This window comes from Wolbachia pipientis, assembly GCF_001752665.1.
Lineage (GTDB): Bacteria > Pseudomonadota > Alphaproteobacteria > Rickettsiales > Anaplasmataceae > Wolbachia > Wolbachia pipientis_A.
The window spans coordinates 41,478-63,714 of sequence record NZ_MJMG01000001.1 but is presented as its reverse complement, the minus strand read 5'-3'; the positions used below and the strand labels follow the sequence as shown (position 1 = coordinate 63,714).

The 22,237-nt window shown below is 32.4% G+C and carries 26 protein-coding genes, 1 tRNA gene and 1 other RNA gene (1 of these 28 running past the window's edge); 18 read left to right on the top strand and 10 right to left on the bottom strand.

The annotated features are described in order from the left end of the window. The 3 genes in view from BIY23_RS00335 to BIY23_RS00325 are tightly spaced (each overlapping or abutting the next) and all read right to left on the bottom strand, a layout consistent with a single transcriptional unit that may run on beyond the window. Nucleotides 1–338 carry the start of a 2-oxoglutarate dehydrogenase E1 component gene (locus BIY23_RS00335; RefSeq protein ID WP_261722477.1) on the bottom strand. It extends 2,257 nt beyond the left edge of the window, so 338 of the gene's 2,595 nt are visible here — the first part of the coding sequence; it begins with the start codon at nucleotides 336–338; its stop codon lies beyond the left edge, outside the window. Beyond that, entirely contained in the window at nucleotides 335–856 is a 522-nt protein-coding gene (locus BIY23_RS00330; RefSeq protein WP_070064590.1) for an invasion associated locus B family protein, read from the bottom strand. The genes BIY23_RS00335 and BIY23_RS00330 overlap by 4 nt, the downstream gene beginning before the upstream one ends. Then, nucleotides 849–1,724, bottom strand: a complete 876-nt coding sequence (locus BIY23_RS00325; RefSeq protein WP_261722476.1) for an RNA polymerase factor sigma-32 — start codon at nucleotides 1,722–1,724, stop codon at nucleotides 849–851. Before BIY23_RS00325 ends, BIY23_RS00330 begins: the two co-directional genes overlap by 8 nt. 226 nt (nucleotides 1,725–1,950) lie before the next feature. Here BIY23_RS00325 and BIY23_RS00320 point away from each other — a divergent pair, with 226 nt between their 5' ends. The 3 genes from BIY23_RS00320 (at nucleotide 1,951) to nuoH (ending at nucleotide 5,204) form a co-directional block, all read left to right on the top strand. Beyond that, entirely contained in the window at nucleotides 1,951–2,169 is a 219-nt protein-coding gene (locus tag BIY23_RS00320; protein ID WP_070064588.1) for a hypothetical protein, read from the top strand. Next, nucleotides 2,162–4,210 (top strand): NADH-quinone oxidoreductase subunit NuoG, encoded by a 2,049-nt coding sequence (gene nuoG / locus BIY23_RS00315; protein WP_070064587.1) that lies wholly within the window; start codon nucleotides 2,162–2,164, stop codon nucleotides 4,208–4,210. Before BIY23_RS00320 ends, nuoG begins: the two co-directional genes overlap by 8 nt. Then, nucleotides 4,194–5,204 carry an NADH-quinone oxidoreductase subunit NuoH gene (gene nuoH, locus BIY23_RS00310; RefSeq protein WP_070064586.1) on the top strand — a complete coding sequence of 337 codons (1,011 nt, stop codon included), beginning with the start codon at nucleotides 4,194–4,196 and terminating at the stop codon, nucleotides 5,202–5,204. The genes nuoG and nuoH overlap by 17 nt, the downstream gene beginning before the upstream one ends. 429 nt (nucleotides 5,205–5,633) lie before the next feature. Here the strand turns inward: nuoH and BIY23_RS00305 are convergent, their stop codons facing one another. Continuing rightward, a complete protein-coding gene (locus tag BIY23_RS00305; RefSeq protein WP_070064585.1) occupies nucleotides 5,634–6,278 on the bottom strand; it encodes an O-methyltransferase in 645 nt (214 codons plus the stop codon). Between the two features lie 143 nt (nucleotides 6,279–6,421). Between BIY23_RS00305 and BIY23_RS00300 the strand changes: the two genes are divergently transcribed. Beyond that, nucleotides 6,422–6,679, top strand: a complete 258-nt coding sequence (locus BIY23_RS00300; protein WP_070064584.1) for a DUF2671 domain-containing protein — start codon at nucleotides 6,422–6,424, stop codon at nucleotides 6,677–6,679. Between the two features lie 65 nt (nucleotides 6,680–6,744). Here the strand turns inward: BIY23_RS00300 and BIY23_RS00295 are convergent, their stop codons facing one another. The 3 genes from BIY23_RS00295 to ssrS form a co-directional block, all read right to left on the bottom strand. Continuing rightward, a complete protein-coding gene (locus BIY23_RS00295; RefSeq protein WP_070064834.1) occupies nucleotides 6,745–7,467 on the bottom strand; it encodes a thioredoxin domain-containing protein in 723 nt (240 codons plus the stop codon). Between the two features lie 52 nt (nucleotides 7,468–7,519). After that, entirely contained in the window at nucleotides 7,520–7,981 is a 462-nt protein-coding gene (locus BIY23_RS00290; protein ID WP_070064583.1) for a type II toxin-antitoxin system RatA family toxin, read from the bottom strand. A gap of 19 nt (nucleotides 7,982–8,000) precedes the next feature. After that, nucleotides 8,001–8,162, bottom strand: a non-coding RNA gene (ssrS, locus tag BIY23_RS00285) — 6S RNA. Nucleotides 8,163–8,262: 100 nt separating this feature from the next. Between ssrS and BIY23_RS00280 the strand changes: the two genes are divergently transcribed. Genes BIY23_RS00280 through BIY23_RS00265 form a run of 4 tightly spaced genes read left to right on the top strand, consistent with a single transcriptional unit; the run spans nucleotide 8,263 to nucleotide 12,348 of the window. After that, a complete protein-coding gene (locus BIY23_RS00280) occupies nucleotides 8,263–8,823 on the top strand; it encodes an MlaC/ttg2D family ABC transporter substrate-binding protein (protein ID WP_070064582.1) in 561 nt (186 codons plus the stop codon). Beyond that, nucleotides 8,820–10,127 carry a bifunctional folylpolyglutamate synthase/dihydrofolate synthase gene (locus tag BIY23_RS00275; protein WP_070064581.1) on the top strand — a complete coding sequence of 436 codons (1,308 nt, stop codon included), beginning with the start codon at nucleotides 8,820–8,822 and terminating at the stop codon, nucleotides 10,125–10,127. Before BIY23_RS00280 ends, BIY23_RS00275 begins: the two co-directional genes overlap by 4 nt. 16 nt (nucleotides 10,128–10,143) lie before the next feature. Further along, nucleotides 10,144–11,340 carry a P-loop NTPase fold protein gene (locus BIY23_RS00270; protein WP_070064580.1) on the top strand — a complete coding sequence of 399 codons (1,197 nt, stop codon included), beginning with the start codon at nucleotides 10,144–10,146 and terminating at the stop codon, nucleotides 11,338–11,340. A gap of 18 nt (nucleotides 11,341–11,358) precedes the next feature. Next, the gene (locus BIY23_RS00265; protein WP_070064579.1) at nucleotides 11,359–12,348 is read left to right on the top strand and encodes a COX15/CtaA family protein; all 990 of its coding nucleotides are present in this window, start codon (nucleotides 11,359–11,361) and stop codon (nucleotides 12,346–12,348) included. On the opposite strand, the gene gpmI is transcribed toward BIY23_RS00265, so the two are convergent. Both gpmI and BIY23_RS00255 read right to left on the bottom strand, forming a co-directional pair. Next, on the bottom strand, nucleotides 12,328–13,827 hold the full coding sequence (gene gpmI / locus BIY23_RS00260) for a 2,3-bisphosphoglycerate-independent phosphoglycerate mutase (RefSeq protein WP_070064578.1): 1,500 nt from the start codon (nucleotides 13,825–13,827) through the stop codon (nucleotides 12,328–12,330). The genes BIY23_RS00265 and gpmI overlap by 21 nt on opposite strands. A 15-nt stretch (nucleotides 13,828–13,842) precedes the next feature. Continuing rightward, nucleotides 13,843–13,914: transfer RNA gene (locus BIY23_RS00255), tRNA-Asn, on the bottom strand. A 186-nt stretch (nucleotides 13,915–14,100) separates the two neighbouring features. Between BIY23_RS00255 and BIY23_RS00250 the strand changes: the two genes are divergently transcribed. From BIY23_RS00250 to mdh, 6 genes are read left to right on the top strand one after another with little or no spacing between them, the layout of a single operon-like run. Beyond that, entirely contained in the window at nucleotides 14,101–14,889 is a 789-nt protein-coding gene (locus tag BIY23_RS00250) for a hypothetical protein (RefSeq protein ID WP_070064577.1), read from the top strand. 5 nt (nucleotides 14,890–14,894) lie between these two features. Further along, nucleotides 14,895–15,263 (top strand): HIT domain-containing protein, encoded by a 369-nt coding sequence (locus BIY23_RS00245; RefSeq protein ID WP_070064576.1) that lies wholly within the window; start codon nucleotides 14,895–14,897, stop codon nucleotides 15,261–15,263. Further along, the gene (gene ndhC / locus BIY23_RS00240; RefSeq protein WP_070064575.1) at nucleotides 15,256–15,612 is read left to right on the top strand and encodes an NADH-quinone oxidoreductase subunit A; all 357 of its coding nucleotides are present in this window, start codon (nucleotides 15,256–15,258) and stop codon (nucleotides 15,610–15,612) included. The genes BIY23_RS00245 and ndhC overlap by 8 nt, the downstream gene beginning before the upstream one ends. Next, entirely contained in the window at nucleotides 15,600–16,127 is a 528-nt protein-coding gene (locus BIY23_RS00235) for a NuoB/complex I 20 kDa subunit family protein (RefSeq protein ID WP_070064574.1), read from the top strand. The genes ndhC and BIY23_RS00235 overlap by 13 nt, the downstream gene beginning before the upstream one ends. Further along, the gene (locus tag BIY23_RS00230; protein WP_070064573.1) at nucleotides 16,099–16,644 is read left to right on the top strand and encodes an NADH-quinone oxidoreductase subunit C; all 546 of its coding nucleotides are present in this window, start codon (nucleotides 16,099–16,101) and stop codon (nucleotides 16,642–16,644) included. The genes BIY23_RS00235 and BIY23_RS00230 overlap by 29 nt, the downstream gene beginning before the upstream one ends. Before the next feature lie 11 nt (nucleotides 16,645–16,655). After that, entirely contained in the window at nucleotides 16,656–17,597 is a 942-nt protein-coding gene (mdh, locus tag BIY23_RS00225) for a malate dehydrogenase (RefSeq protein WP_070064572.1), read from the top strand. Nucleotides 17,598–17,612: 15 nt separating this feature from the next. On the opposite strand, the gene argS is transcribed toward mdh, so the two are convergent. Next, nucleotides 17,613–19,313: an arginine--tRNA ligase gene (argS, locus tag BIY23_RS00220; RefSeq protein WP_070064833.1), complete on the bottom strand. Its 1,701-nt coding sequence runs from the start codon at nucleotides 19,311–19,313 to the stop codon at nucleotides 17,613–17,615. A 257-nt stretch (nucleotides 19,314–19,570) separates the two neighbouring features. On the opposite strand from argS, the gene BIY23_RS05160 reads away from it, so the two are divergent. From BIY23_RS05160 to BIY23_RS00205, 4 genes are all read left to right on the top strand, one after another. Further along, the gene (locus tag BIY23_RS05160) at nucleotides 19,571–19,732 is read left to right on the top strand and encodes a hypothetical protein (protein ID WP_186820118.1); all 162 of its coding nucleotides are present in this window, start codon (nucleotides 19,571–19,573) and stop codon (nucleotides 19,730–19,732) included. Between the two features lie 16 nt (nucleotides 19,733–19,748). Next, a complete protein-coding gene (locus tag BIY23_RS00215; protein WP_148115190.1) occupies nucleotides 19,749–20,222 on the top strand; it encodes a hypothetical protein in 474 nt (157 codons plus the stop codon). A 295-nt stretch (nucleotides 20,223–20,517) separates the two neighbouring features. Continuing rightward, nucleotides 20,518–20,790 carry a 30S ribosomal protein S20 gene (rpsT, locus tag BIY23_RS00210; protein ID WP_070064570.1) on the top strand — a complete coding sequence of 91 codons (273 nt, stop codon included), beginning with the start codon at nucleotides 20,518–20,520 and terminating at the stop codon, nucleotides 20,788–20,790. A gap of 23 nt (nucleotides 20,791–20,813) precedes the next feature. After that, complete coding sequence (locus BIY23_RS00205; RefSeq protein WP_070064569.1) at nucleotides 20,814–22,052, top strand: citrate synthase; 1,239 nt, start codon at nucleotides 20,814–20,816, stop codon at nucleotides 22,050–22,052. Nucleotides 22,053–22,237: the final 185 nt, after the last annotated feature.

The following is a 22,237-nucleotide window of genomic DNA, read 5'->3' as shown; positions in this document are numbered from 1 at the left end:
ATATGCATGAATTCAAAACCAATACTTTTACAATAAATTTGCTTTAATTGAGAAATAAACTCATTAGCAGTATCTCTGAAATCTACACCAGAATACTTTAGATGATTTATTGGTTGATTGTTTAAAGGATTTAAATCTGCAAAGAAATGCCCATAAGTCCTAAAGAAATTTACTATTAAATCTTCTTTTCCTGCTTCATTAGCCTCTGTATCATTTGCAAAAAAATTATACCATTCTTTGCCTATTGACTTATCATACTGAAGGTAACGTTGATACATCTCTTCTATGAATTCTGCATTATCACTATAAAGAAAAGAATTGTTTTTTATATTAGTCATTTATCTGATTTTGCATTACACAGATCATGCATTTTTTTATAAGCTTTTTGAAATCCAAGCAAAGAATAAGTATCATAAACCATTTGTGCTTTTACTTGTCCAGATACCGTCATCGATAATCCTTGTTTCATTTTTAAAATTAACCTCTTGTCTGTATGTATATTTTCTGTCCATGCAAAATTCCCATCTATAACGGGTAATGTATATTTTTCAGAAATAAAACTAAGAACTACAGGCTCTTCCTTATCATATGCGAACCCTGAAGTTACACTTACTTCATCTACAGCGTTACCAATATAACTAACCATTACATATGGTTTACGGTTTGTTGTATAATTACTATCCTTTTTTTGGGGGTAAGAGACTATATAGCATAATTTTTCTCCATCTTCTAGTGCTGTATAAACAAGCCAGTCCTTATACTTTTCCTGTAACCGCTTGTCTTGTAATTTTGTTTCACTAGCTAACCCGAAAGTTTTTATCGAACAGAGTAACAGAAATATCAACAAGCTACGCATATAACCTGAATTTTGAAGCCTCTGATTGTATGTATTGCTTTACTTTTTCCATTGACTGTTCAGCAATCTGTCTAATTCTTTCTCGAGAAACACCATATTGCTTGCTCAACTCATCTAAAGTCTTAGGACGATCCGATAGATATTTACTTGTGAAAATATCTCTTGCTCTTTCATTTAAATGTATTAATGCTTTTTTTAAAATAGCTTCCTTTAATTCTCTTTCTTCTTGACTTTTGTAGGCTGTTTCTTGATCCTCTACAGTAGATGAGATTGTACCCTGTAACTCTTTTGTAGATTCATTGTTGATTCTTATACACTCATTTAATGACAAATCTCGGTAAGATAAGCGCTGATTCATTTGTATCACATCTTCTTCAGAAACAGAAAGCTCATTTGATATAGCTTTCACATCCTCATTACTTAAAACTTCCCTATCTGAGTGCTGTAAAATTCTTTTCTTTATCTTACGTAAACTAAAAAATAGCTTTCTTTGTGCTTGTGTTGTACCTATCTTGACGTAAGACCAAGATTTTAATATAAAGTCTTTCATTGAAGCCTTGATCCACCATACTGCATAAGTTGAAAAACGAAATCCTAAATTAGGATTAAACTTTTTTACTGCTTGCATCAATCCAACATTTCCCTCCATAATCAAGTCCATTAATGGTAACCCATAATTTCTTAATTGTATAGCAACCTTTACCACTAAGTTCAGGTGACTAGTAATTATCTTATGTGCAGATGAAATATCATGATGATCATACCAGTTTTTTGCGCATTGTATCTCTTCTTCATATGACAATATAGGAAATTTCTGTATTTTAGCAATATATTGTACGAGACTAGTGCCACTATCTACACATAACATATCAACCTCCATTTAAACTATATATTACTTTACTAATTCTTCAGTAAGGATTCAATAAATAATTTAATTACAGAATTTGATGTTACCAGAAAACACTACTATATTCTCCTGGAATGTTTTGGTAATTATAGTATTTATGTATGCAGGTAAAATTTATTCTAACTAGAAGATATTGACCATGTATATTAAAATGTTAAAATAAGAGAAAGTTTTTAGGAGATAAATTATGGCAGCAGGTGGAAAAGCAAAAATAGCTAGTAAAAATGATCATACTCAACGTAGAAAAGCTGAACAGATATTATATAAGGATAAGCCAGTGAAACCAGTGAGATATATAGATCGTGATTTACGTATGAATTATATGTCTGCTCAATATGATAATGGTAATCTTGTGGAAGATGCAGTAAGCGGTAATCCTATTAAATGGGAATCTATAAGTGGTTAAAATTACTGTTGATTCAATAGAATGTGAAGTANATCAAGGTCTTACTATTATCCAGGCTTGCGAGATTGCAGGTATTGAAATTCCAAGGTTTTGTTATCATGAACGCTTAGCAATCTCTGGTAACTGTAGAATGTGTCTGGTGGAAATTGAAGGTGGACTGTCCAAGCCAGTAGCTTCATGTGCAATTCAAGTTGCAGAAGGTATGGTTATCCATACAGATACTTTAAAAATTAGAAAAGCACGTGAAGGCGTACTTGAATTTTTACTGATAAATCATCCGCTTGATTGTCCTATTTGTGATCAAGGTGGTGAGTGTGATCTTCAAGATATCACTATGGCTTATGGTAATGGGGTGAGTAGATTGGATGAATCTAAAAGGGCTATTCCCAAGAAAGATTTTGGCCCGTTAATTGAAACTGCAATGAATAGGTGTATTCATTGCACTCGTTGTGTTAGATTTTTGTCTGATGTTGCAGGTACTTATGAATTAGGTGGAATAGGTAGAGGGGAAAATGTTGAAATTAGTACTTACATAAAAAAACATATACATTCTAAGTTATCAGGAAATATTATCGATTTGTGTCCTGTAGGGGCATTAACTTCTAAGCCATATTCCTTTAAAGCCCGCCCATGGGAACTTTCACATTGTGAGACTATAGATGTACTAGATGCTGTGGGTAGTGCTATTAGGGTTGATTATCGTGGTCCTGAAGTAATGCGGATATTGCCAAGGCTTAATGAGGAAATCAATGAAGAATGGATATCTGATAAAACTCGGTTTGCTTATGATGGATTAAAAGTACAGCGTCTTGATCGTGCATATATAAGAAAAAATGGAAGATTAACGTCAACTAGTTGGGATGAAGCATTAAAAGTTACTGCAAAAAAATTAAAAGAAACTAAGCCTGATAAAATATCTGCAATTGCTGGAGATTTGGTGGACTGTGAGTCTATGCTGTTGCTTAAAGAAATTATGCAGAAACTTGGTTCATATAATATAGATTGCAGACAAGACAATGCAAAATTAATGGCAAATATTCGTACATCATATTTATTTAATACTACAATTGATGGCATAGAAAATGCAGATTTATGTCTTTTGATTAATACCAACCCAGGAATAGAAGCGCCAATAATCAATGCACGTTTAAGAAAGAGGTATCTACAGGGGAATTTTTATGTTGCAAGTCTCGGTCCAGATATTAAGTATCTGTACCACGTTGAAAAACTAGGTGATAATCCGAATATTTTAAGTGAAATAGTAGAAGGAAATCATAAATTCTGTAAACTATTGAATGCTGCTCAAAATCCTATGATTATTGTAGGGCAAAATGCCCTTATAAGGGATGATTCTCATTCAATTTTAGCTATAACAAGTAAGATTGCAGAAAAGTTTAATATGATTAGGGAAAAGTGGAATGGATTTAATGTGTTACATAAAGCAGCTGCTAGAGTCGGTGGGATGGATGTTGGATTTATTCCCAAGAAAAATGGTAAGAATGTGGAGCAAATATTGCAGTATGCAGAAAATGGTGATATGGAGATAGTTTATCTGCTTGGAGCAGATGAAATTGATATATCAAAATTGAAAAATGCATTTGTAATCTATCAAGGCCATCATGGCGATAGAGCTGTAAATGTGGCAGATGTAATTTTACCAGGTGCTGCATACACAGAAAAATATGCAACATACGTAAATACTGAAGGCAGAGTGCAGAGAACAAATTTAGCGGTATTTCCTCCTGGTGAAGCAAAAGAGGATTGGTTGATTATTAAAAATCTCTCGGAACATTTAGGTGTACCATTAGCGTATGATAGCTTATGCGATGTTAGGAAAAAGCTAGATACTGTCGGTATGCAGTTTAAAAATCCAGATCGAGTCGTAAAAAACAAATGGGTCTCTATTGACTATGGTGAGATAAATCTGAGTAATGCACCTTTTACTTTACAAGAATATAATTTTTATATGACTGATCCAATAAGCCGTGCTTCAAAAATAATGGCAGATTGTACTAAGGCTTTTTATGAATGTAGTTATTGATATTTTATTTATTTTAGTACCGCTTCTGTTTTCAGTTGCATACCTAGTATATTTTGAGCGCAAGGTAATTGCTGCGATGCAATTGCGTCATGGTCCAAGCGTAGTTGGACCTTTCGGGTTGTTACAACCATTTGCAGACGCGATTAAACTTTTAGTTAAAGAGGTAATAGTACCATCAAAGGCAAATGGTCTATTGTTTATAGTGGCTCCTATGTTGACTTTTATTCTGGCGCTTATTGCTTGGGCAGTTATACCCTTTAATGCTGAAATAATTATAAATAACGGTCACAGAGTAATAATTCCCAAAGCAATTGCTAATATAAATGTTGGGGTGCTATACATATTAGCTGTTTCATCTTTGAGTGTATATGGGGTAATTATTGCAGGTTGGTCAAGTAATTCTAATTATGCTTTTCTTGGTGCTATTAGATCTGCTGCTCAAATGATTTCATATGAAGTTTCAATAGGGCTAATAGTTGCTACAGTGGTTATTACAACAGGTACATTAAATCTTGGTGAAATAGTAGTAACAAAGCATAATATGCCATTATGGATTGATTTGTTGTTTATACCGATGGGAATTATATTCTTCATTTCTTTGCTTGCAGAAACTAACCGTCATCCATTTGATTTGCCAGAAGCTGAAGCAGAACTTGTTGCTGGTTATAATGTTGAATATTCATCTATGCCTTTTGCGCTCTTTTTTCTAGGAGAATATGCAAATATGATCCTTGCAAGTGCAATAATGACAATTTTTTTCTTAGGTGGATGGTACCCTCCTCTAAATTTAAGTATTTTATATATGGTTCCGGGTTTAATCTGGTTTATTGGCAAAATAGTTGTGTTGCTCTTCATATTTATTTGGGTTAGGGCAACAATACCACGCTACCGTTATGACCAACTCATGCACATCGGTTGGAAGGTATTTTTGCCTATATCCATGCTATGGATGATCTTAGTGACAGGTATACTATTATTTAGTGGGAATATCTAACATGAGTTCCTCAGATATTTCCACTATTCTATGCATTTGTATTATAGCTGGCGCTGTTGCCCGCCATTTTTCCGAAGACAATTTTCAACGACACATATCCTTAGGATCAGGTTTACCTAGTTCATGTGAAATATACTCTTTACTACTATACAGCAGTATTACAGAAGTACTTACAGCCTGAATTACAGCAGCTATAACTCATTGATACTCCATATAAGGAAATAGTTGTTAAAAAAGTGACACAGCGGTAAATAAGCATGCACCTACAGAAGCTATAGCTCCATAACTTATCCCTATATTATACATAGTAACAGCTGTAGTTGCAAATGCTCCTTGTCTTATTAAAGAAGTTGAAAAGTACAAATTCCATTCAGCTTTAATTAATACATAAATATTTTCTAATTCAGAATAAAAATTTTGTATATTGAGTTATAATTTTAAAGCGATTGTCATGCCTTCTTCGGTTGGTATCAATATAGAATGATATTTGTTCTCATTTGATAATCTGTTGTTAAATTCCTTCATGGCGTACCATGAACATTTAGATGTCTCTTCTGGAGGTGATTCAAGAAATATAGTATTAAATAACAATGTGTTATCTGCTACAATTAATCCTCCTTGTCTGATATATAATTCTGCCCAATCTAGGTATCTGGTGTAATTACCTTTATCAGCGTCAATAAATATCATATCAAAAGGTGCTTTAATTGATAATTCTTTTAATTTTTTACATGCATCTCCCTCCAGCAGAGTGATTTTATTAATCAAGTTTAAGGTGCTAAAATTATCTCGTGCTATCTTCATATGGTATGGGTTGTTTTCTATAGTATAGATATGACCGTCTTCTGGTAAAGCTTTGGCCATACAAATTGATGAATAACCGTATAGAGTACCAACTTCTACTATCCTTTTTATTCCATTAATTTTTATGAATAGACTTAATAATTTCCCTTCTTCAGGACTAATCTGAATATACTGCTTTTCTCCAAAAACACAGCTTTCTTTTATTTTTTCATAATTTTTTGCAAAAAGGTTCCTTATATACAGGAGCTTTACATTAGTTGCATCACGCATAAAATAGATTAAATTAAAATATAATGACCTTATTAACTTTAAATTATTATTTTATAATGTAAAATTTTAAGTGACATAAATTATTATATATTCTATCATAGTTAGTGGTTAACTTTAGGGGAGTATTATTACAGAGGGGGTGTATGTCTTATACTACAAGTGAAGGTGAAGTTGAAACACTGAACAAAAAGTCTCAAAATAAAAATGAAGGGGTTGCTATATTGAATAATCCTGCTTATCGTGAGAAATGGTTGGAGTTTTTCAACGAAGCTCAAAGAAAAGTTATGGATATGGTTCACTTCTATGATGGCACAATAGTCTTAATAGAAAATAGAATAGCTATGTATTATTACACATGGGATAGCAAGAGAAGAGAACTTCAACGTAAGAAACAGAAATAACCATCTTGCGATTTAACTGAGATGAAGACTGCACTGCTGTGCTTTATCGGTGGTGCTTTCTGTGGTTAGGATGCTGGTGTTGTGGCTTGTGCATATAGTTTGTCTATTATACTGGAAAAATACTCCAGTTTTTTATGTCCTTCATGTTTACATTCACGCAGCCCTGTAGGGAAATTATTGTTGTTAATCTTAATAAAGAACGTTGGACTGTTTTCGACACCAAGTTTATTTATTGCAAGTAACTTATTGTTTAAAACTTTATCTTCTATGGCTTTATCATTAATACACTTATTAAACATATCTTCTTTTAAATTACTTAGTGCTGCAATCTTCTTTAACAAAGCTAACTCATCTGAATTATTATAGTAATTCCATGAAACAAGTGCATCAAAAATAGCTCGAATAAAATTGAAATAATTTTCAGTTTTTGTATAGCAATAACTTAACAGTGTAGCCTTAAACCCGAATCTATCAGTAGGAAAAATTCTGAGTACATATAATAGTTTACCAGTGTCAATATACTTTTTTTTAATCTGAGCAAGCTCATTTTTATAGAAAAGAGCACAATGATAACAAGTGGGTGAGACATATCCTATCATAATAACTGGTGCGTTTGGATCTCCTAAAAATTTATCATCTGGTAAAAGTGATAATAACTCCTTTTGTGTTATTTCTTCTGTTGTGTTGCTTTCTTTGGATATTATTTCTGTTTCTTGTGTGATTTTTTCTTGGTGAGCGTATAAAGTTGTATAGATAAAAAGCGATAAAAGTAAAGCCCTAAAAAACATAAACCACAGATTGATTACAGTAATAAATATATGTATTAGATGTAAAGTGATGTCAAGATAACTTTTGCTGAGCAATTTTTTCAGCTCTATTTTTAAATGCAGTAATTATTTTACTTTGTGCACGCTTATATACTTGATTTAACATCATAGAGAATATATTAGATTTAAACTTAAATTCTATATAAAACTTTACTATAGTCTGATATTCATCTAGATATATAAATTGCCATTCATTATATAGATATTTAAATATCCCATGTGATGATGTAACTTTTACTAATGCCAAGTTTGATTTGTTAGGTGGGATTGAAATTACTTCAGAGGTATATTGACCTTTAATTCCGTAAAAAACTGCTAACAGATCTACAATCATCTGATTTTCCGTTTTTTCCTTTATATGCACTACCTTACACCAAGGAATAAAATGAGGATATTTTTCAACATCAATAACCAGTTGAAATGCTTCCTGTAGTGAACAAAGAAATATATCTTCTGTTCTATACTGATAAAGCATATTTGTTTAAAACAATTATGGTGGATCCATAGCTACCGTTAATCTTAGCAGATTCCTGAGACCTTAAGTTAAGGTGGGCATCACATATTAATTCCAATGAAATTAACAGAGGCAATTCCCTTTATACAATGTTATCGCTCAAGAAATTTAACTTAACTTAAAACGCATAGCATAGACCCATGTATATTATAATTATCTCGAAGATGTTGTGTCTACAAATATATTGTAACTGATTATCATATTAACTATTATTTAATGTTCTCGTGTAAAAAATCAGTAGTATGAACGTTATTAAAATTTTTATCATAATGTTTCTAGCTACGAGTGCCTATGCTGACTGTAGAAGTCATAAGGATTTTATATATGCATTAAAGAACCAAATGGTTTCCACTGTAGGCAGAAAAAGTCAAATGTTACAGTCAATTATCAGAAACAACCTTGATCTTAAAAAGATATCTCGTTTTATTATCGGTAAACATTGGGTGCTGAGTCAAGATGCTACAAGAGAAGACTTTTTGAGAGAATATGAAGCATATTTTGTACGATTATGCACTAAAATTTTATATGATTATATACAAAGCAGTGAAATGAGTGTAATGGGCACAAAGAAGGTTGATGATAGAGTTTGCATTATAAATACTAGATTTTCTCATAGTGATAATGAAGAATTTACAAATATAGATTTTCAAGTAACAAAAAAAGATAATTCTTTCTTGATCAGTGATATCACAGTAAGTGGTATAAGTGTCTTGATTAATCAACGTGCTCAGTTTAATAAAAGGATTGATACATATGGTATAGAACAGGTTATAAAAGAGCTAAAATGTAATAATAATCTATGATATACATGCCACACTGGCCTAAATTGATAAGCTGCCCATTAGATGGCAATGCCATGGATAGGGTAGAAAATTCCATGCGAAAGCTAGGTAATCCTGAAAGGGACATGCCTCCAATAGTGCATATTTCTGGAACTAATGGTAAGGGGTCAACATTAGCTTTTATAAGATATATAATGCAAGCAGCAGGATATAGGGTTCACGCATATACTTCTCCACATTTAATATATTTTAATGAAAGGATAGTTATTGCAGGTAAGCATATAAGTGATAATGAATTATACAACTTATTAGAAGAATGCCGTATAGCAATCAACGATCAGCCGACAACTTTATTTGAAGCAGCAACTATCACGGCTTTTTTAGCGTTTGCGCGTAATAAGGCTGATATTACACTGATAGAAGTTGGCATGGGCGGAAGGCTTGACGCAACGAATGTTATAGAGAACCCAATTTTAACAATAATCACATCCATTGCTCTAGACCATACAGAATATCTTGGCCCGACTGTAGAAATTATAGCAGGAGAAAAAGCTGGAATAATGAAAAATAGTATCCCTTGTGTTATAGCAGCACAGGAAAATTCTGTAATGGATATTTTAGGATTTCATGCAGCGCTTAAAAAAGCTCCTCTATATAGGAACGGACTAGAATGGAATTGCTATAAAGAAAACAATAAAATGATTTTTCAATCATCTGTACAATCAATTGAATTTCCGCTTCCTTCTCTTACAGGTAATCATCAAATAACAAATGCTGGTAATGCCATCGCAGCTTGCAGTATTTTAAGCGGGAAATATGGATTTAATATTCATGAAGGAGATATTGCTAGAGGGTTACAGCATACTTACTGGCCTGCACGGCTGGAACAGATAAAAACAGGAAAATTGATTTCACTATTACCAAATGACTGGAAACTTTTTTTAGATGGTGCACATAACAATGATGGCGCAAGGATATTGTCTGAATGGGTTACGGATAATTTTCCTGATGGTATTTATATGATTTTCGGTCTTACTCGCAATAGAGATGTAGAACAATTTTTACATCACTTTAAATCATATATTAAATTGTTATGTGCAGTTTGTGTGCAGTCAGAGCTTAATGCAAATAATGCAGTTTTAATTAAGGAAATAGCAAATAAAATAGGAATAAATGCCTTTGCGTGTGAATCAATAAGCGATTCCATATCAAACCATATATTAAAAATTACCAACCAAAATGTAAAGACTATATTGATTTGTGGGTCATTATTTTTAGCTAGAGATCTTGCAATTGAAAATGGAACCTCAGCTCAAATGTCCTAAAGAATATTAAAATGGTATGTGCTTACAGAAACTTATCTCATTAATACCATTCTATAAAAAGGAGAAACCAGTTGAAGAAAAAGCTTGGGAATATGACTGTCTTGGTTACCAGCAATTTGCAGATAAATTCAATTCTGTAATAAAAACAGTTAATAATTCATTCACTATAATGTCTTTAGAAGGATATAGCGGATGGGGTCAGACTTTTTTTCTAAAGGAATGGGTTAAAGCTTTAAAACAACAGAATGAAGTTGCTGCATATTATGATGCATGGGATATAAGTGCGTTGGATAAACCATTAGCTTCCTTTTTACATTTCCTTTTCGAAACTCTATTTACGTCATACAAAATAAAGAGAAGTATTATTAATCAATTTTTGAATATGGATCAAGAGTTATTCTCTTTAAATACTCTTGAGAAAATAATTAGTAAATCTCCACTTTCTATGTTTTCTGTATTACTCAACACAACTAAGGAAGCTGACCGGAAAGATATCAGTTATATCTTAAAGGAATTGAATGTTATCAAAAGAAGAAAGGAAAATATTCAAGATTTTAGGAAGCAACTTGCAAAGATAGTTGATAAAATTAGAAATGGCAAAAATATTTTTATAATGGTAGATAATTTAAATATGTGCCGCTCTGAGTTTATAGTAGATTTTTTAGAATCTATAAAATATATTCTTAACATAGAGGGGCTGGTTTTTATTATTACTGTAAGTAAGGACATAAATAACGTACAGAATGCTATAAATAAGATACTTGGAGCAAATTTTGGCATAAAATCTTTTATGGATTTTACGTTGCATCTTCCTAAACAACCAATATACAGATTTATAAAAAAACTATTTAGAGATGTAAAATTAACTAAAAAAAACAAGGAGTTAATTGTAAATAGCTTTATATTTTACGCAATAAATTTTTCCTTGTCGTTAAAAGCAATCGAATACTGCGTAAAAAAAATACAATTAATTCATGAAAAGGAAAAATTATTATATCCAAATCTGCTTTCATTTTTAGTAATACTGCAGTTTATAAACAATGATATGTATGAAGAATTAACCATACCTTCGCAAAATAAAATACTACAACAAATAGAAAACTCCTTGATACCAAATTATCAAGATAGCAAAGAATGGAAAAATCTTAAAAATTCTTTAGAAACCGCATTGCAAAACAATGAATTGCAAGTTATAAGGCGTATATTGGCTTAGATTAATAAAATTTAGCAAATGAAAAACACCCAAGAAATATGGCTTTTTATCTGTTGCTTTATGATAATTCTGATGGTAGGAATTGGAGGATTAACTAGACTTACTGGTGCAGGATTATCAATTACTGAATGGAAACCTATAATTGGAATATTACCACCATTTAACAAACAAGCATGGGTGAAAGAAAAAATAAAATACGAAGCTACACCAGAATATAAGGTATATAATTACGATATAAGCATGAAGGAATTCCAAATTATCTACTTAATAGAATATGTGCATAGGCTAGTTGCAAGAATTACAGGACTAATCTTTATTTTGCCTCTTGTATATTTTATCTTTAAAAGACAAATTGCTAGTAAAGTTTTAGTGAAATTGTTTGTAGTGCTTTTACTTGGAGTATTGCAAGCTTTTGCTGGATGGTATATGGTTAAAAGTGGATTAGAGACTCTGCCACATGTCAGTCACTATAGACTAGCGTTTCATTTGTTATTAGCATTAATAATATTTGCACTATTGTTATATCAATTCTACGATTATCGTATAAGAGCTCCAGAAACAAAACACAAAATAACTAATAATGGCATACGTTGTATAAGCAACATTTTAATCCTTCTTGTTCTACAAATAATCTTTGGAGCATTTGTAGCAGGCTTAAATGCTGGTTTAATTTATAACACTTTTCCGTTAATGGATGGAAAAATTATTCCTGATGGCTTATTTTTTATACAGCCTATTTGGCTAAACTTTTTTGAGAATAAAGTCACTATACAGTTTTTACATAGAATATTAGCATTACTAATATTGATTTTAACAATTATATTGGTAGTAAGAAACCCGAGAACAAAACCGTTATTATTTTTTTTCATTATTCAAATAATTTTAGGAATAATAACTCTATTACTTCAAAGGCCAATAATTATAGCTATTCTTCATCAAGTCTTCTCATTTGTTTTATTTGGAGCTAATTTATATTTTTTATGCTACTTAAAAAAAGCCAGAAATTAATGAGCTTCCAGTAATTTCAGCAGGTTTCTTGATCCCAAGTAACTGTAATATTGTAGGAGCGATATCAGAAAGTTTGCCATCTTCTAACGTAAGACTCAAATCAGTACAGATAATAAACGGTACTCTATTTAAAGTATGTGCTGTGTGTAATGTGTTGCTTTTCTTATCAAACATGCACTCAACATTACCATGGTCTGCAGTTACAATGAGTATGGTGTCGCCTGTTTCTTTAACAGCTTGTAACACTTTTAATAGGCAATGATCAACAACTGTAACAGCCTGTTCAGCTGCTTTTATATTACCTGTATGTCCTATCATATCAGGGTTAGCATAGTTTGCAACTATTAAAGTGAATTCTTTAGAATGAATTTTCTTTATAAGTTCTTCTGTCACTTTAAAAGCCGACATTTCTGGCTGCATGTCATAAGTCTTAATTTTTGGTGAAGGAATCAGTATTCGTTCTTCACCAGGGAAAGGTTTTTCCCTTCCACAATTAAAGAAAAAAGTTACGTGGGCATATTTTTCAGTTTCAGCAATGCGTAATTGTTTTAGCCCATTATCCGATATAACCTGACCTAAAGTATTAGTACAATAAATAGGAGAAAAAATATAAGGAATGTTTAGGTCTATACTATACTGCATCATACCTAGAATTGAAGAAAATTTTGCCACGTTATCATTATTAGTCTTGCCAAGCAATACACCTGCTAACTGTAACATACGATCTGCACGGAAATTGGCTAATAATATGCCATCTTCTGGTTTAATTCCATTATAACCATTAATTACTGCAGGTTTAATGAATTCATCTGTAATATTATTGCTATAATTACTATCAATTAATGATAATGTATCATCATATCTAGGTGCCTGTGCAAAAGCTATAGCATTATAAGCTTCGATCGTTCTTTCCCATTTATTATCACGATCCATGGCATAGTAACGTCCAGATACAGTAACAATATTATTATTCATTATTTCATTTTGAAATTTCTTGATGCACTCTCTTCCTGATTGTGGCAATGTATCTCTACCATCTAAAAATGCATGAATAGCTACATTTACTCCTTGTTGTATTAGTTTATTTATTATAATTGTAATATGTTTTTGATGTGAATGCACTCCACCGTCAGAGATTAAACCCATTACATGACACGTACCATCTCTGCTTTTTACTTGATCTATAAAATCTTTTAAATTTTTATTATTTTCTATTGTGTCAATTTCCTGGTTAATACGTTGTAGACTCTGTGTTACTACTCTTCCACTACCTATACTCATGTGACCAACTTCTGAGTTACCCATTTGTCCATCAGGCAACCCAACATCATTACCAGATGCAGACAAACTACATTTAGGATAATTAGATGAAATGTATTGCCAACAAGGTGGGTTTACATTACTAATAGCATTATATTGGTTATCTGTTCCATTACCCCAGCCATCTAATATACATAAAATAACCGATTTAGTGCTCATATCACAAAGAAAATGCTCCCCGGGCCGGATTCGAACCAGCGACCAATTGGTTAACAGCCAACTGCTCTACCACTGAGCTACCGAGGAATAAGTTGCGTAAATTTTATCATAATGTATATTTATTGTAAATTAAAAACTATGAATATACATTGATATTTAAAACATTTATGTAAAAATAATAGTTGAAACTTATAGAATATAGATTTATAATTATTATTATAAAATGGAATTTATTTATTCTATAACAAGCAATAAGCGTCTTGGGGGTATATAATGGCAGGAAGTGATTTGGGAAGAAAAGGCTCTATCTTAACCAAGGTTGGTAGTGTTTTTTCATTGATTAAAAGGAGTATTGGTTTTAGTGATGATGAGGAGCCTACACGTGAATTGGGGGTATTAGAGCGCAGTAGTGGTCTTGGGCTAGATTTACGCATAGTGGATGGAAAGATTATTGTATTAAGAGCAACAAGGGTTCTTTTAGGAGATATATCAGCGTTAAGTAATGAGCGGATAGACGAATTAAAGTCGGAAATATTAGGATTAACAAAAGATATTGTTTCTCTGACTGTTAATCAGAATGGAGGAGTTGTTTATTTCGATATTAATATACAAGACATTGAATCTGATGTAGGAGATAAGTATTCTACTGCTACAGAAGAGCAAAAGAAAAGAATTATTATTGGGAAAATTGCTGAAGTGGTTGATGAAAGTATAAAAGCAGTGGCAAGTGCTGCTGGTGGGGAGTTGAGCAAATATAGAGACGTAGAGTTATTAAGAAATACGAGTGAAAATCTGTACAAGGCACACAAAGATAAGGGTAAAATAGCTGATGAAGAGTTTCGTATAACTACTCCACACAGCCTAAGTTCTAGAGAATGTGTTAAACTCCCACAATCAAAAGATGAAGTTAATGACATGGGAAAAATGGTAAAAGGAAATGAAATTTCTGCAATGGGCTTACAGAATGTCTCACAGTCCAATCATTTAACGCCAACATCAGTGCCATCGTCTGCATGTAGTGGTGGCACTAAGAAGGAAGGTGGTGGTCGAGATTGTGGTTAATTAGTATGGAGCATTATGACAATAACAATACTTTTGCTAAAATCCTTAGAGGAGAGTTGTTGTGTGATAAGGTGTATGATGATGAAAATGTGTTGGTGTTTCATGATAAATATCCTGATGCACCTGTACATCTCTTAGTAATACCAAAGAAGCAATATATATCGTATGATGACTTTATTGGTAATGGTTCACCAGAAGAGATAGTTAAATTTTTTAAGGTTGTCAGGGAAATGACGTATAAATATAGTCTGGAAAAGACAGGCTATAGGCTTGTAACTAACCATGGCAAGCATGGTGAGCAGGTTGTATATCATTTTCATGTACATATTCTGGGTGGGAAAGATTTAGGAAAGCACGTAAATCCTTATGAGTGAGTACCTTGCTATAGTAGTTTTTATATGTATTGCAGCTGTGATATCTATTGTCTTAGGTATCTTACCAATGTTTTTTATGCCAAGCAAATCAGATTCTGAAAAGCTTTCTGCGTATGAATGTGGTTTTAACCCTTTATCAAGTGCACGGAAAAGTTTTGACATAAAATTTTATTTAGTCTCAATATTATTCATAATATTCGATTTAGAAATTATTTTTCTATTCCCTTGGGGAGTTTCATTGCCTCAGATAGGTTATAGTGGATTTTTATCTATGATGACATTTCTTACAATCCTTACTATAGGGTTTATTTATGAATGGTGTAAAGGCGCGTTAGAATGGGAGACATAACTAATCAAATTTTATCTAATGATGACTGGGGTCGCTATAAAAAAGAAGGGTTCTTAGTTACAAAATTCGGTCAGTTAGTTGATTATATAATAAACTGGGCAAGGTCCGGTTCGTTGTGGCCAATGACATTCGGCCTTGCATGTTGTGCAGTAGAAATGATGCATACTGCATCTAGCCGCTATGATCTCGATAGATATGGAATAATGTTTCGTGCAAGTCCAAGGCAATCTGACGTTATGATTATTGCTGGTACATTGACTAATAAAATGGCAGCAGCATTACGTAGAGTTTATGACCAAATGGCAGATCCAAAGTATGTAGTCTCTATGGGAAGTTGTGCAAACAATGGTGGGTATTATCACTACTCTTATTCGGTAGTGCGTGGTTGTGATAGAATCGTTCCTGTTGATATATATGTTCCAGGATGTCCTCCTACTGCTGAGGCATTGTTATATGGCATGATGTGTTTACAAAATAAAATTAAGAATGGATCAGTACATACAGAAAAAGCTTAAATGTAAGCATATTCAAACAGATAATTCTACTATTATAATTTATGCGGCTATAAGTGATATTGAAAAGTATTTACTCTTTTTACGTGATGATACGCAGTGTAGATTTGAATTATTAATCGATATTTTTGGTGTCGATTATCCTAATAAAGATAAGCGTTTTGAAATCATATATAATTTACTTAGTGTAGTGTTTAATGCTAGAATACATATTAAGTTACCACTGAATGAAGGTGAAATAGTGCCAAGTGTAACAAAAATATTTAGTACAGCTTCATGGTTTGAACGTGAAGTATTTGACATGTATGGAATAGAATTTTCTGGTCATCCTGATCTTCGTAGAATACTTACTGATTACGGATTTGTAGGACATCCATTATTAAAAGATTTTCCTTTAACTGGCTATGAAGAAGTTAAATATGATGAGAAGAAAAAAAAAGTTGTTTATAATCCTATAGATTTATCGCAGGATTTTCGTGTTTTTGATAGCTTATCGCCATGGGAAGGTAAAAAAAAGTAAAAGGTATATATATGATACAAAGAAAGAGAATATCTTTAATTGGTGCAGGAAATATTGGTGGAACCCTAGCACATATGATAGCTTTAAAGGGACTTGGGGATATTATTTTATTCGATATTAATAAAGGTGCTGCGCACGGTAAAGCACTTGATATTTTAGAATCATCTCCTATAGATCGGTTCAGCATAAATATTATAGGAACAAATGACTATAAGGATATACAAGGCTCCGATGCAGTTATCATTACTGCTGGTATGGCTAGAAAGCCAGGAATGAGTAGAGATGATTTACTCAAAACAAATGCTTTAGTAATGCAAAATGTTGCTGAAAATATTAAACAATATTCTTCTGATGCATTTGTAATAGTAGTTACTAATCCACTAGATGCAATGGTTTCAGTAGTACACAAATATTCTGGATTACCTACTAATAAGGTTGTTGGTATGGCAGGAGTACTCGATTCTGCTCGTTTTCGTTACTTTCTTGCTAATGCGTTAGATGTTTCAGTTGAAGATGTACACGCTTTTGTGCTTGGTGGACACGGTGATACAATGGTTCCGTTAGTCCACTATACGTCTATTGCTGGTATACCATTAACACATATGATCAATACGGGTTTGATTACACAAAAAACTGTAGATGAGATAATCAAACGTACACGTAATGGTGGAAAGGAAATAGTTGATCTGCTTCAATCTGGATCTGCGTATTATTCTCCAGCATCATCTGCTGTATGTATGTTAGAATCATATTTATGTAATAAAAGACGTATACTACCGTGTGCTGCTTATCTCGATGGTGAATATGGTGTAAAGGGTTTATTTATTGGTGTGCCTGCTATTATAGGCAAAAATGGTATCGAAAAAATACTTGAAATTAAAATGAATAACGATGAGCAACAGATGTTCAATCAATCTGTTGATGCAGTATTAAAACTTACTCAAAAGACATAGAAGGCAAATGTTAAATTATCGCATTTCCTGTATAGGCTTGATATTCAAAATAAATAGCCCTGAAGCAATTGTGTATGCTACAGCTTGAACTAGGAATATTCTTGCAGCTGTCAGACTTAAATTGTCTTCCAATATAAACCGCATATTTAAATCATTTTTACCGTATCCCCATAATACATGAAATGCTTCTGAGACTTCAAGTAAATAGAAGGTTATTCTATGTGGCTCACAAAGCCTTGCAGAAATTTCAACTACATCTGGCCACTTTGCTAAAGTTTTGATCACAAATAGCTCTTCATTACTCTTTAGAAGTGCAAGAGATGGATTTGGTAAATCTTTTGGAGCATTACGCATTAATGAATGAGCACGAGCATGTGCGTATTGTACATAAAAAACAGGATTATCCTTTGACTGTTCTTTGACTTTGGTAAAATCAAAATCAAGCACCATATCATTCTTACGTGTAAGCATAATAAAGCGTGTAATATCACTTCCAACTTCTTCTATTACATCTTTTACAGTTAAAATATCACCTGATCTTTTAGACATCTTCACAAATTTACCATTGTCTAAAAAATTAACTATGTTATGAAGTTTAACTTCTAGTTTTGCTTGCCCATTGCTTAATGCAGACACTATTGCCTTTAACCTTTTTACATAACCGCCATGATCGCTACCAAGCTCTACTATCATGTAGTTAAAACCACGTGATATCTTATCATAATGGTAAGCAATATCCGATGCAAAATAAGTCCAGCTTCCGTCTTCTTTCTTTAATGCACGGTCAATATCATCACCAAATTGTGTAGAACGAAATAATAGCTGTTTTCTTTCAGTCCAATTGTCATTTTTTGCACCTTTTGGTTTTTCAAGATATCCTTCATATATAAGACCTTTATCACATAATATTTTGATACTTTCCTCAATTTTGCCACTACTTTGCAGATTACGCTCTGAAGTAAAAACGTCATGACTTACCTTAAGCATACGCAGATCTTCTTTTATTATCTGTAAAATGCTTTCTAGAGCATAATCTTTGATTATTGGACTATCTGGTCTAAGTGAATCGCCATACTGTTTAGCTAATGCTACTCCTATAGGTTTTAAGTACTCACCAGGATATAAGCCTTTACTGATACTAATTTCCTCACCAAGAGCTTCTCTGTATCTAAGATACACTGATTGTACAAGAACATCTATTTGTGCTCCAGCATCGTTAATGTAATATTCTTTTGTAACTTTATAGCCAGCTTTCTTTAACAAGTTTGCTAAAACATCACTAAACACAGCACCTCTTGCGTGACCAATATGCATAGGTCCAGTTGGATTTGCAGATACAAATTCCACATTCACTGACTGGTTGCAACCTATATCTATATTACCAAATTCAGTTTTTAATTTATTTATCTGTTCTAAAATTTTATGCCACACTTCTAATTTTAAATGAATATTGATAAAACCAGGATCTGCTATTTCTACTTTTGATACTTCATTAAAAAGCTCAAACTCTTTTGCTAAAATTTCTGCAATAATAATAGGGTTCTTTTTTTCATATTGAGCAATTACCATGGCAATGTTTGTGTAAATATCACCATGCATTTTATTACCAGGAGGACCTACAATAAAATCCTCAATTTTTGTATTTATAATGTTTTTTTGCTTTAATTCATTAAGCTTATTATATATTAAACTAAATATTTGTTTAAAAATATTCATAAGTAATTTAAGATTTAGTGTTATATGTGTAAACCATAAACTAGCATTATTCAACAAAAAACTTAAGACATGTGCCAAATATTACATTAAACTTACTTATAATATCACTCTTTAATTCTTGAACCGTTGTTGACCCAGAAATCTAACTGGTAAACTTACATTTAAGGTAACAATGGTCATGCTAAATTCATCAAATAGAAAACGTAAAATCTGGAGATTACCGTAGCACACATGAGAATGCAATATTAGAATTACAAATGCAACATGAAGCAATACGTAGATACATTGACGACATACGTAACATAAAGCTCAACAGAGTGGAAAAGCTTAAACATTATATTAGAAACTTAATAGCTCAAGAAGGTGGCATTAGAAAGCCTGAATCAAATGATCCAGATGAAATTAAAGAGAACTATTAAAAAGATAGCAGAATATATGAAATCTGGAAAAACGCTAGATAACATAATTGCAGAAGAATTGTATTATTTTGCTTTCAAATATGGTAAAGTAGCCAATAAGGCAGAATATGAATCTCATTATAAGGTATCGTTGGACATAGAAGCGTCTCTATCGGACACAACAGAAGCATTGCGAAAAGAATTGATAAAAAATTATAAATTCTTTTTTGAAAATGAGAACCTGTACAAATTATATTCACAATATGTTACCTTAGCAGAACATTACATAATCATAGAAGAGTGTAAAATTTTAGCTTCTTTATTTAATATTATTATTTACCTTTACATGCAAAATGGAGAGGAACTTGTTATCAGGGATACATATAAGCCTGATGAGAGCATATTAGGTACGTATAGGAAAAGATACGATTATAACAATCAAGAAGTACGTATCAAGCATAATGGAACAAATCATTTCGAACATGTTGAATATCAGGATAACCAAAGATAACATAAAGAGTATAATTATAAGCAAATAGAGACTAGATATAGAAAGTAAAGTGTATTAAGAGTATTAATAAATCCCTCCGTATAGCCCTTTTCTAAATAGCACAAGATGATGAGATTGATATCTAGTAGTCTCATGAAATGCTTCAAACCATACAAAAATATTTTTGACATTTCCTACCTTCGTTCGAGCCTTGCTCAGCATAATATGCATTCATATACCTAGCAACAACACAAAACTGCTATTGCAAACGAACACAAAATCCCTATAATAAGGAGAATATAGTTTCAAGGTTAATATGGCAAATCACAAAAGCGCTAAAAAAATGATAAGGGTAATAGCAAAACGTACTTTAATAAACAAGATGCGTAAAAGCAAGGCTCGTACAGCTATAAAAAAGTTAATCAGCGTAATTAATTCTGGGAACAAAGAAGAAGCTGTATTAGCGTTCAGAAATGCTGAATCTAATCTACACAAATGTGTGAATAAAGGTGTTATTCATAAAAATACTGCTGCACGTAAAATAAGCACGTTAAATGCAAAAGTAAAAGCGTTAGTAACTGGTTGTTAACTAAATAGGGTTATATTCCATTTATGGATAAAAAAGCAGTATTGAAGCTACTAGGCAATGAGTTGGAAGTTGAGCTACCTATATTAAGTGGAACTATTGGTCCTGGAGTATTAAATATTAAGGAATTATACAGAATAACAGGATTATTTACTTATGATCCTGGGTTTGCTTCAACAGCATCATGCTCTTCTGCTATCACATTTATTGATGGAAATCAAGGAATACTCAGGTATAGGGGACATGATGTTAATGACCTAGCAGAAAATTATGATTTTATCTCAATTGTTTATTTATTGCTCTATAGTATATTGCCTGTTCCAGAACAACGAGAAGAATTTCTTTCGACAATGCAAAAATCTTCTAAGGTACCAGAATCAGTTGCAAATGTTATTAAAGCATTCCCTAACGATGCTCATCCTATGTCTATTCTTATTGCATGTTTCGCAAGCTTAGCTGCATTTTATTACGGTAAAGATACAATAAAAGATTTAAGTTGCGGAATTTCTGCAATAGCACAAATACCTTCTATTGTAGCAATGATCTACAGGCATATAAATAGCAAAGAGTTTATAAACGAAAATAAAAATAATGAATCAAGTTATAGTCAAAAATTTCTCACTTTGATGTTCGGTGATGAAATTAATTATAACTTATTTACAAATGCAATAGATAAAATACTTATCCTTCATGCAGATCATGAGCAAAATGCCTCAACAGCTGCCGTGAGACTATCAGGATCAACAGGTTCAAACTTGTTTGCTTGCCTTGCTGCAGGTGTAACAGCACTCTGGGGAAAGGCACATGGTGGTGCTAATGAAGCAGTAGTAAATATGTTACAAGAAATAGAAAAAAGTGGAGATTTAGAAAAATTTATTGCAAAAGCTAAAGATGATAAAGATCCTTTTAAATTGATGGGTTTTGGACACCGTGTTTATAAGAACTATGATCCACGTGCACGTATACTAAAACAAACTTGTAATCAAGTTCTAAGTAAAATTACACAAAAAAATAGGCTACTAGAAATCGCAATAAAACTTGAAGAAATTGCCCTTAAGGATGAATATTTCATTGAAAGAAAATTATATCCGAATGTTGATTTTTATTCAGGTATAATAATGAACGCGGTCGGTATACCTTTACAAATGTTTACCCCAATTTTTGCACTTGCTAGAACCACAGGCTGGGTTGCTCAGTGGTATGAAATGATACACGACCAAGAAACTAGGATCTGTAGGCCAAGACAGCTTTATATAGGTAAGTAACCACATCACTAACCCAGCTAAAATGATTGATAGTCTATATTTCCACACTCTGATTAACCCATATGTTAGGGCTTACCTCTTTAAACTCCATCATTAGTTTATAGCGTATTCCATAATAGTTCGAATAGATCAAAAAAAGTAGTTTTTCCTATTTTAAACTCTGTGCTACCATCTCTCTGCTTTTT

What these genes read in the sequence shown, in the direction of transcription:
- mdh (WP_070064572.1), top strand. Translation starts at nt 16,656, where the DNA reads ATGATACAAAGAAAGAGAATATCTTTAATTGGTGCAGGAAATATTGGT.
- BIY23_RS00300 (WP_070064584.1), top strand. Translation starts at nt 6,422, where the DNA reads ATGTCTTATACTACAAGTGAAGGTGAAGTTGAAACACTGAACAAAAAG.
- BIY23_RS00245 (WP_070064576.1), top strand. Translation starts at nt 14,895, where the DNA reads ATGGAGCATTATGACAATAACAATACTTTTGCTAAAATCCTTAGAGGA.
- BIY23_RS00275 (WP_070064581.1), top strand. Translation starts at nt 8,820, where the DNA reads ATGATATACATGCCACACTGGCCTAAATTGATAAGCTGCCCATTAGAT.
- ndhC (WP_070064575.1), top strand. Translation starts at nt 15,256, where the DNA reads ATGAGTGAGTACCTTGCTATAGTAGTTTTTATATGTATTGCAGCTGTG.
- BIY23_RS00305 (WP_070064585.1), bottom strand. Translation starts at nt 6,278, where the DNA reads ATGCGTGATGCAACTAATGTAAAGCTCCTGTATATAAGGAACCTTTTT.
- BIY23_RS00325 (WP_261722476.1), bottom strand. Translation starts at nt 1,724, where the DNA reads ATGTTATGTGTAGATAGTGGCACTAGTCTCGTACAATATATTGCTAAA.
- argS (WP_070064833.1), bottom strand. Translation starts at nt 19,313, where the DNA reads ATGAATATTTTTAAACAAATATTTAGTTTAATATATAATAAGCTTAAT.
- BIY23_RS00295 (WP_070064834.1), bottom strand. Translation starts at nt 7,467, where the DNA reads ATGTTTTTTAGGGCTTTACTTTTATCGCTTTTTATCTATACAACTTTA.
- rpsT (WP_070064570.1), top strand. Translation starts at nt 20,518, where the DNA reads ATGGCAAATCACAAAAGCGCTAAAAAAATGATAAGGGTAATAGCAAAA.
- BIY23_RS00215 (WP_148115190.1), top strand. Translation starts at nt 19,749, where the DNA reads ATGAAATCTGGAAAAACGCTAGATAACATAATTGCAGAAGAATTGTAT.
- nuoH (WP_070064586.1), top strand. Translation starts at nt 4,194, where the DNA reads ATGAATGTAGTTATTGATATTTTATTTATTTTAGTACCGCTTCTGTTT.
- BIY23_RS00205 (WP_070064569.1), top strand. Translation starts at nt 20,814, where the DNA reads ATGGATAAAAAAGCAGTATTGAAGCTACTAGGCAATGAGTTGGAAGTT.
- BIY23_RS00265 (WP_070064579.1), top strand. Translation starts at nt 11,359, where the DNA reads ATGAAAAACACCCAAGAAATATGGCTTTTTATCTGTTGCTTTATGATA.
- BIY23_RS00320 (WP_070064588.1), top strand. Translation starts at nt 1,951, where the DNA reads ATGGCAGCAGGTGGAAAAGCAAAAATAGCTAGTAAAAATGATCATACT.
- gpmI (WP_070064578.1), bottom strand. Translation starts at nt 13,827, where the DNA reads ATGAGCACTAAATCGGTTATTTTATGTATATTAGATGGCTGGGGTAAT.
- BIY23_RS00270 (WP_070064580.1), top strand. Translation starts at nt 10,144, where the DNA reads ATGTGCTTACAGAAACTTATCTCATTAATACCATTCTATAAAAAGGAG.
- BIY23_RS05160 (WP_186820118.1), top strand. Translation starts at nt 19,571, where the DNA reads ATGCAACATGAAGCAATACGTAGATACATTGACGACATACGTAACATA.
- BIY23_RS00330 (WP_070064590.1), bottom strand. Translation starts at nt 856, where the DNA reads ATGCGTAGCTTGTTGATATTTCTGTTACTCTGTTCGATAAAAACTTTC.
- BIY23_RS00230 (WP_070064573.1), top strand. Translation starts at nt 16,099, where the DNA reads ATGGATCAGTACATACAGAAAAAGCTTAAATGTAAGCATATTCAAACA.
- BIY23_RS00250 (WP_070064577.1), top strand. Translation starts at nt 14,101, where the DNA reads ATGGCAGGAAGTGATTTGGGAAGAAAAGGCTCTATCTTAACCAAGGTT.
- BIY23_RS00280 (WP_070064582.1), top strand. Translation starts at nt 8,263, where the DNA reads ATGAACGTTATTAAAATTTTTATCATAATGTTTCTAGCTACGAGTGCC.
- BIY23_RS00290 (WP_070064583.1), bottom strand. Translation starts at nt 7,981, where the DNA reads ATGCTTTATCAGTATAGAACAGAAGATATATTTCTTTGTTCACTACAG.
- BIY23_RS00235 (WP_070064574.1), top strand. Translation starts at nt 15,600, where the DNA reads ATGGGAGACATAACTAATCAAATTTTATCTAATGATGACTGGGGTCGC.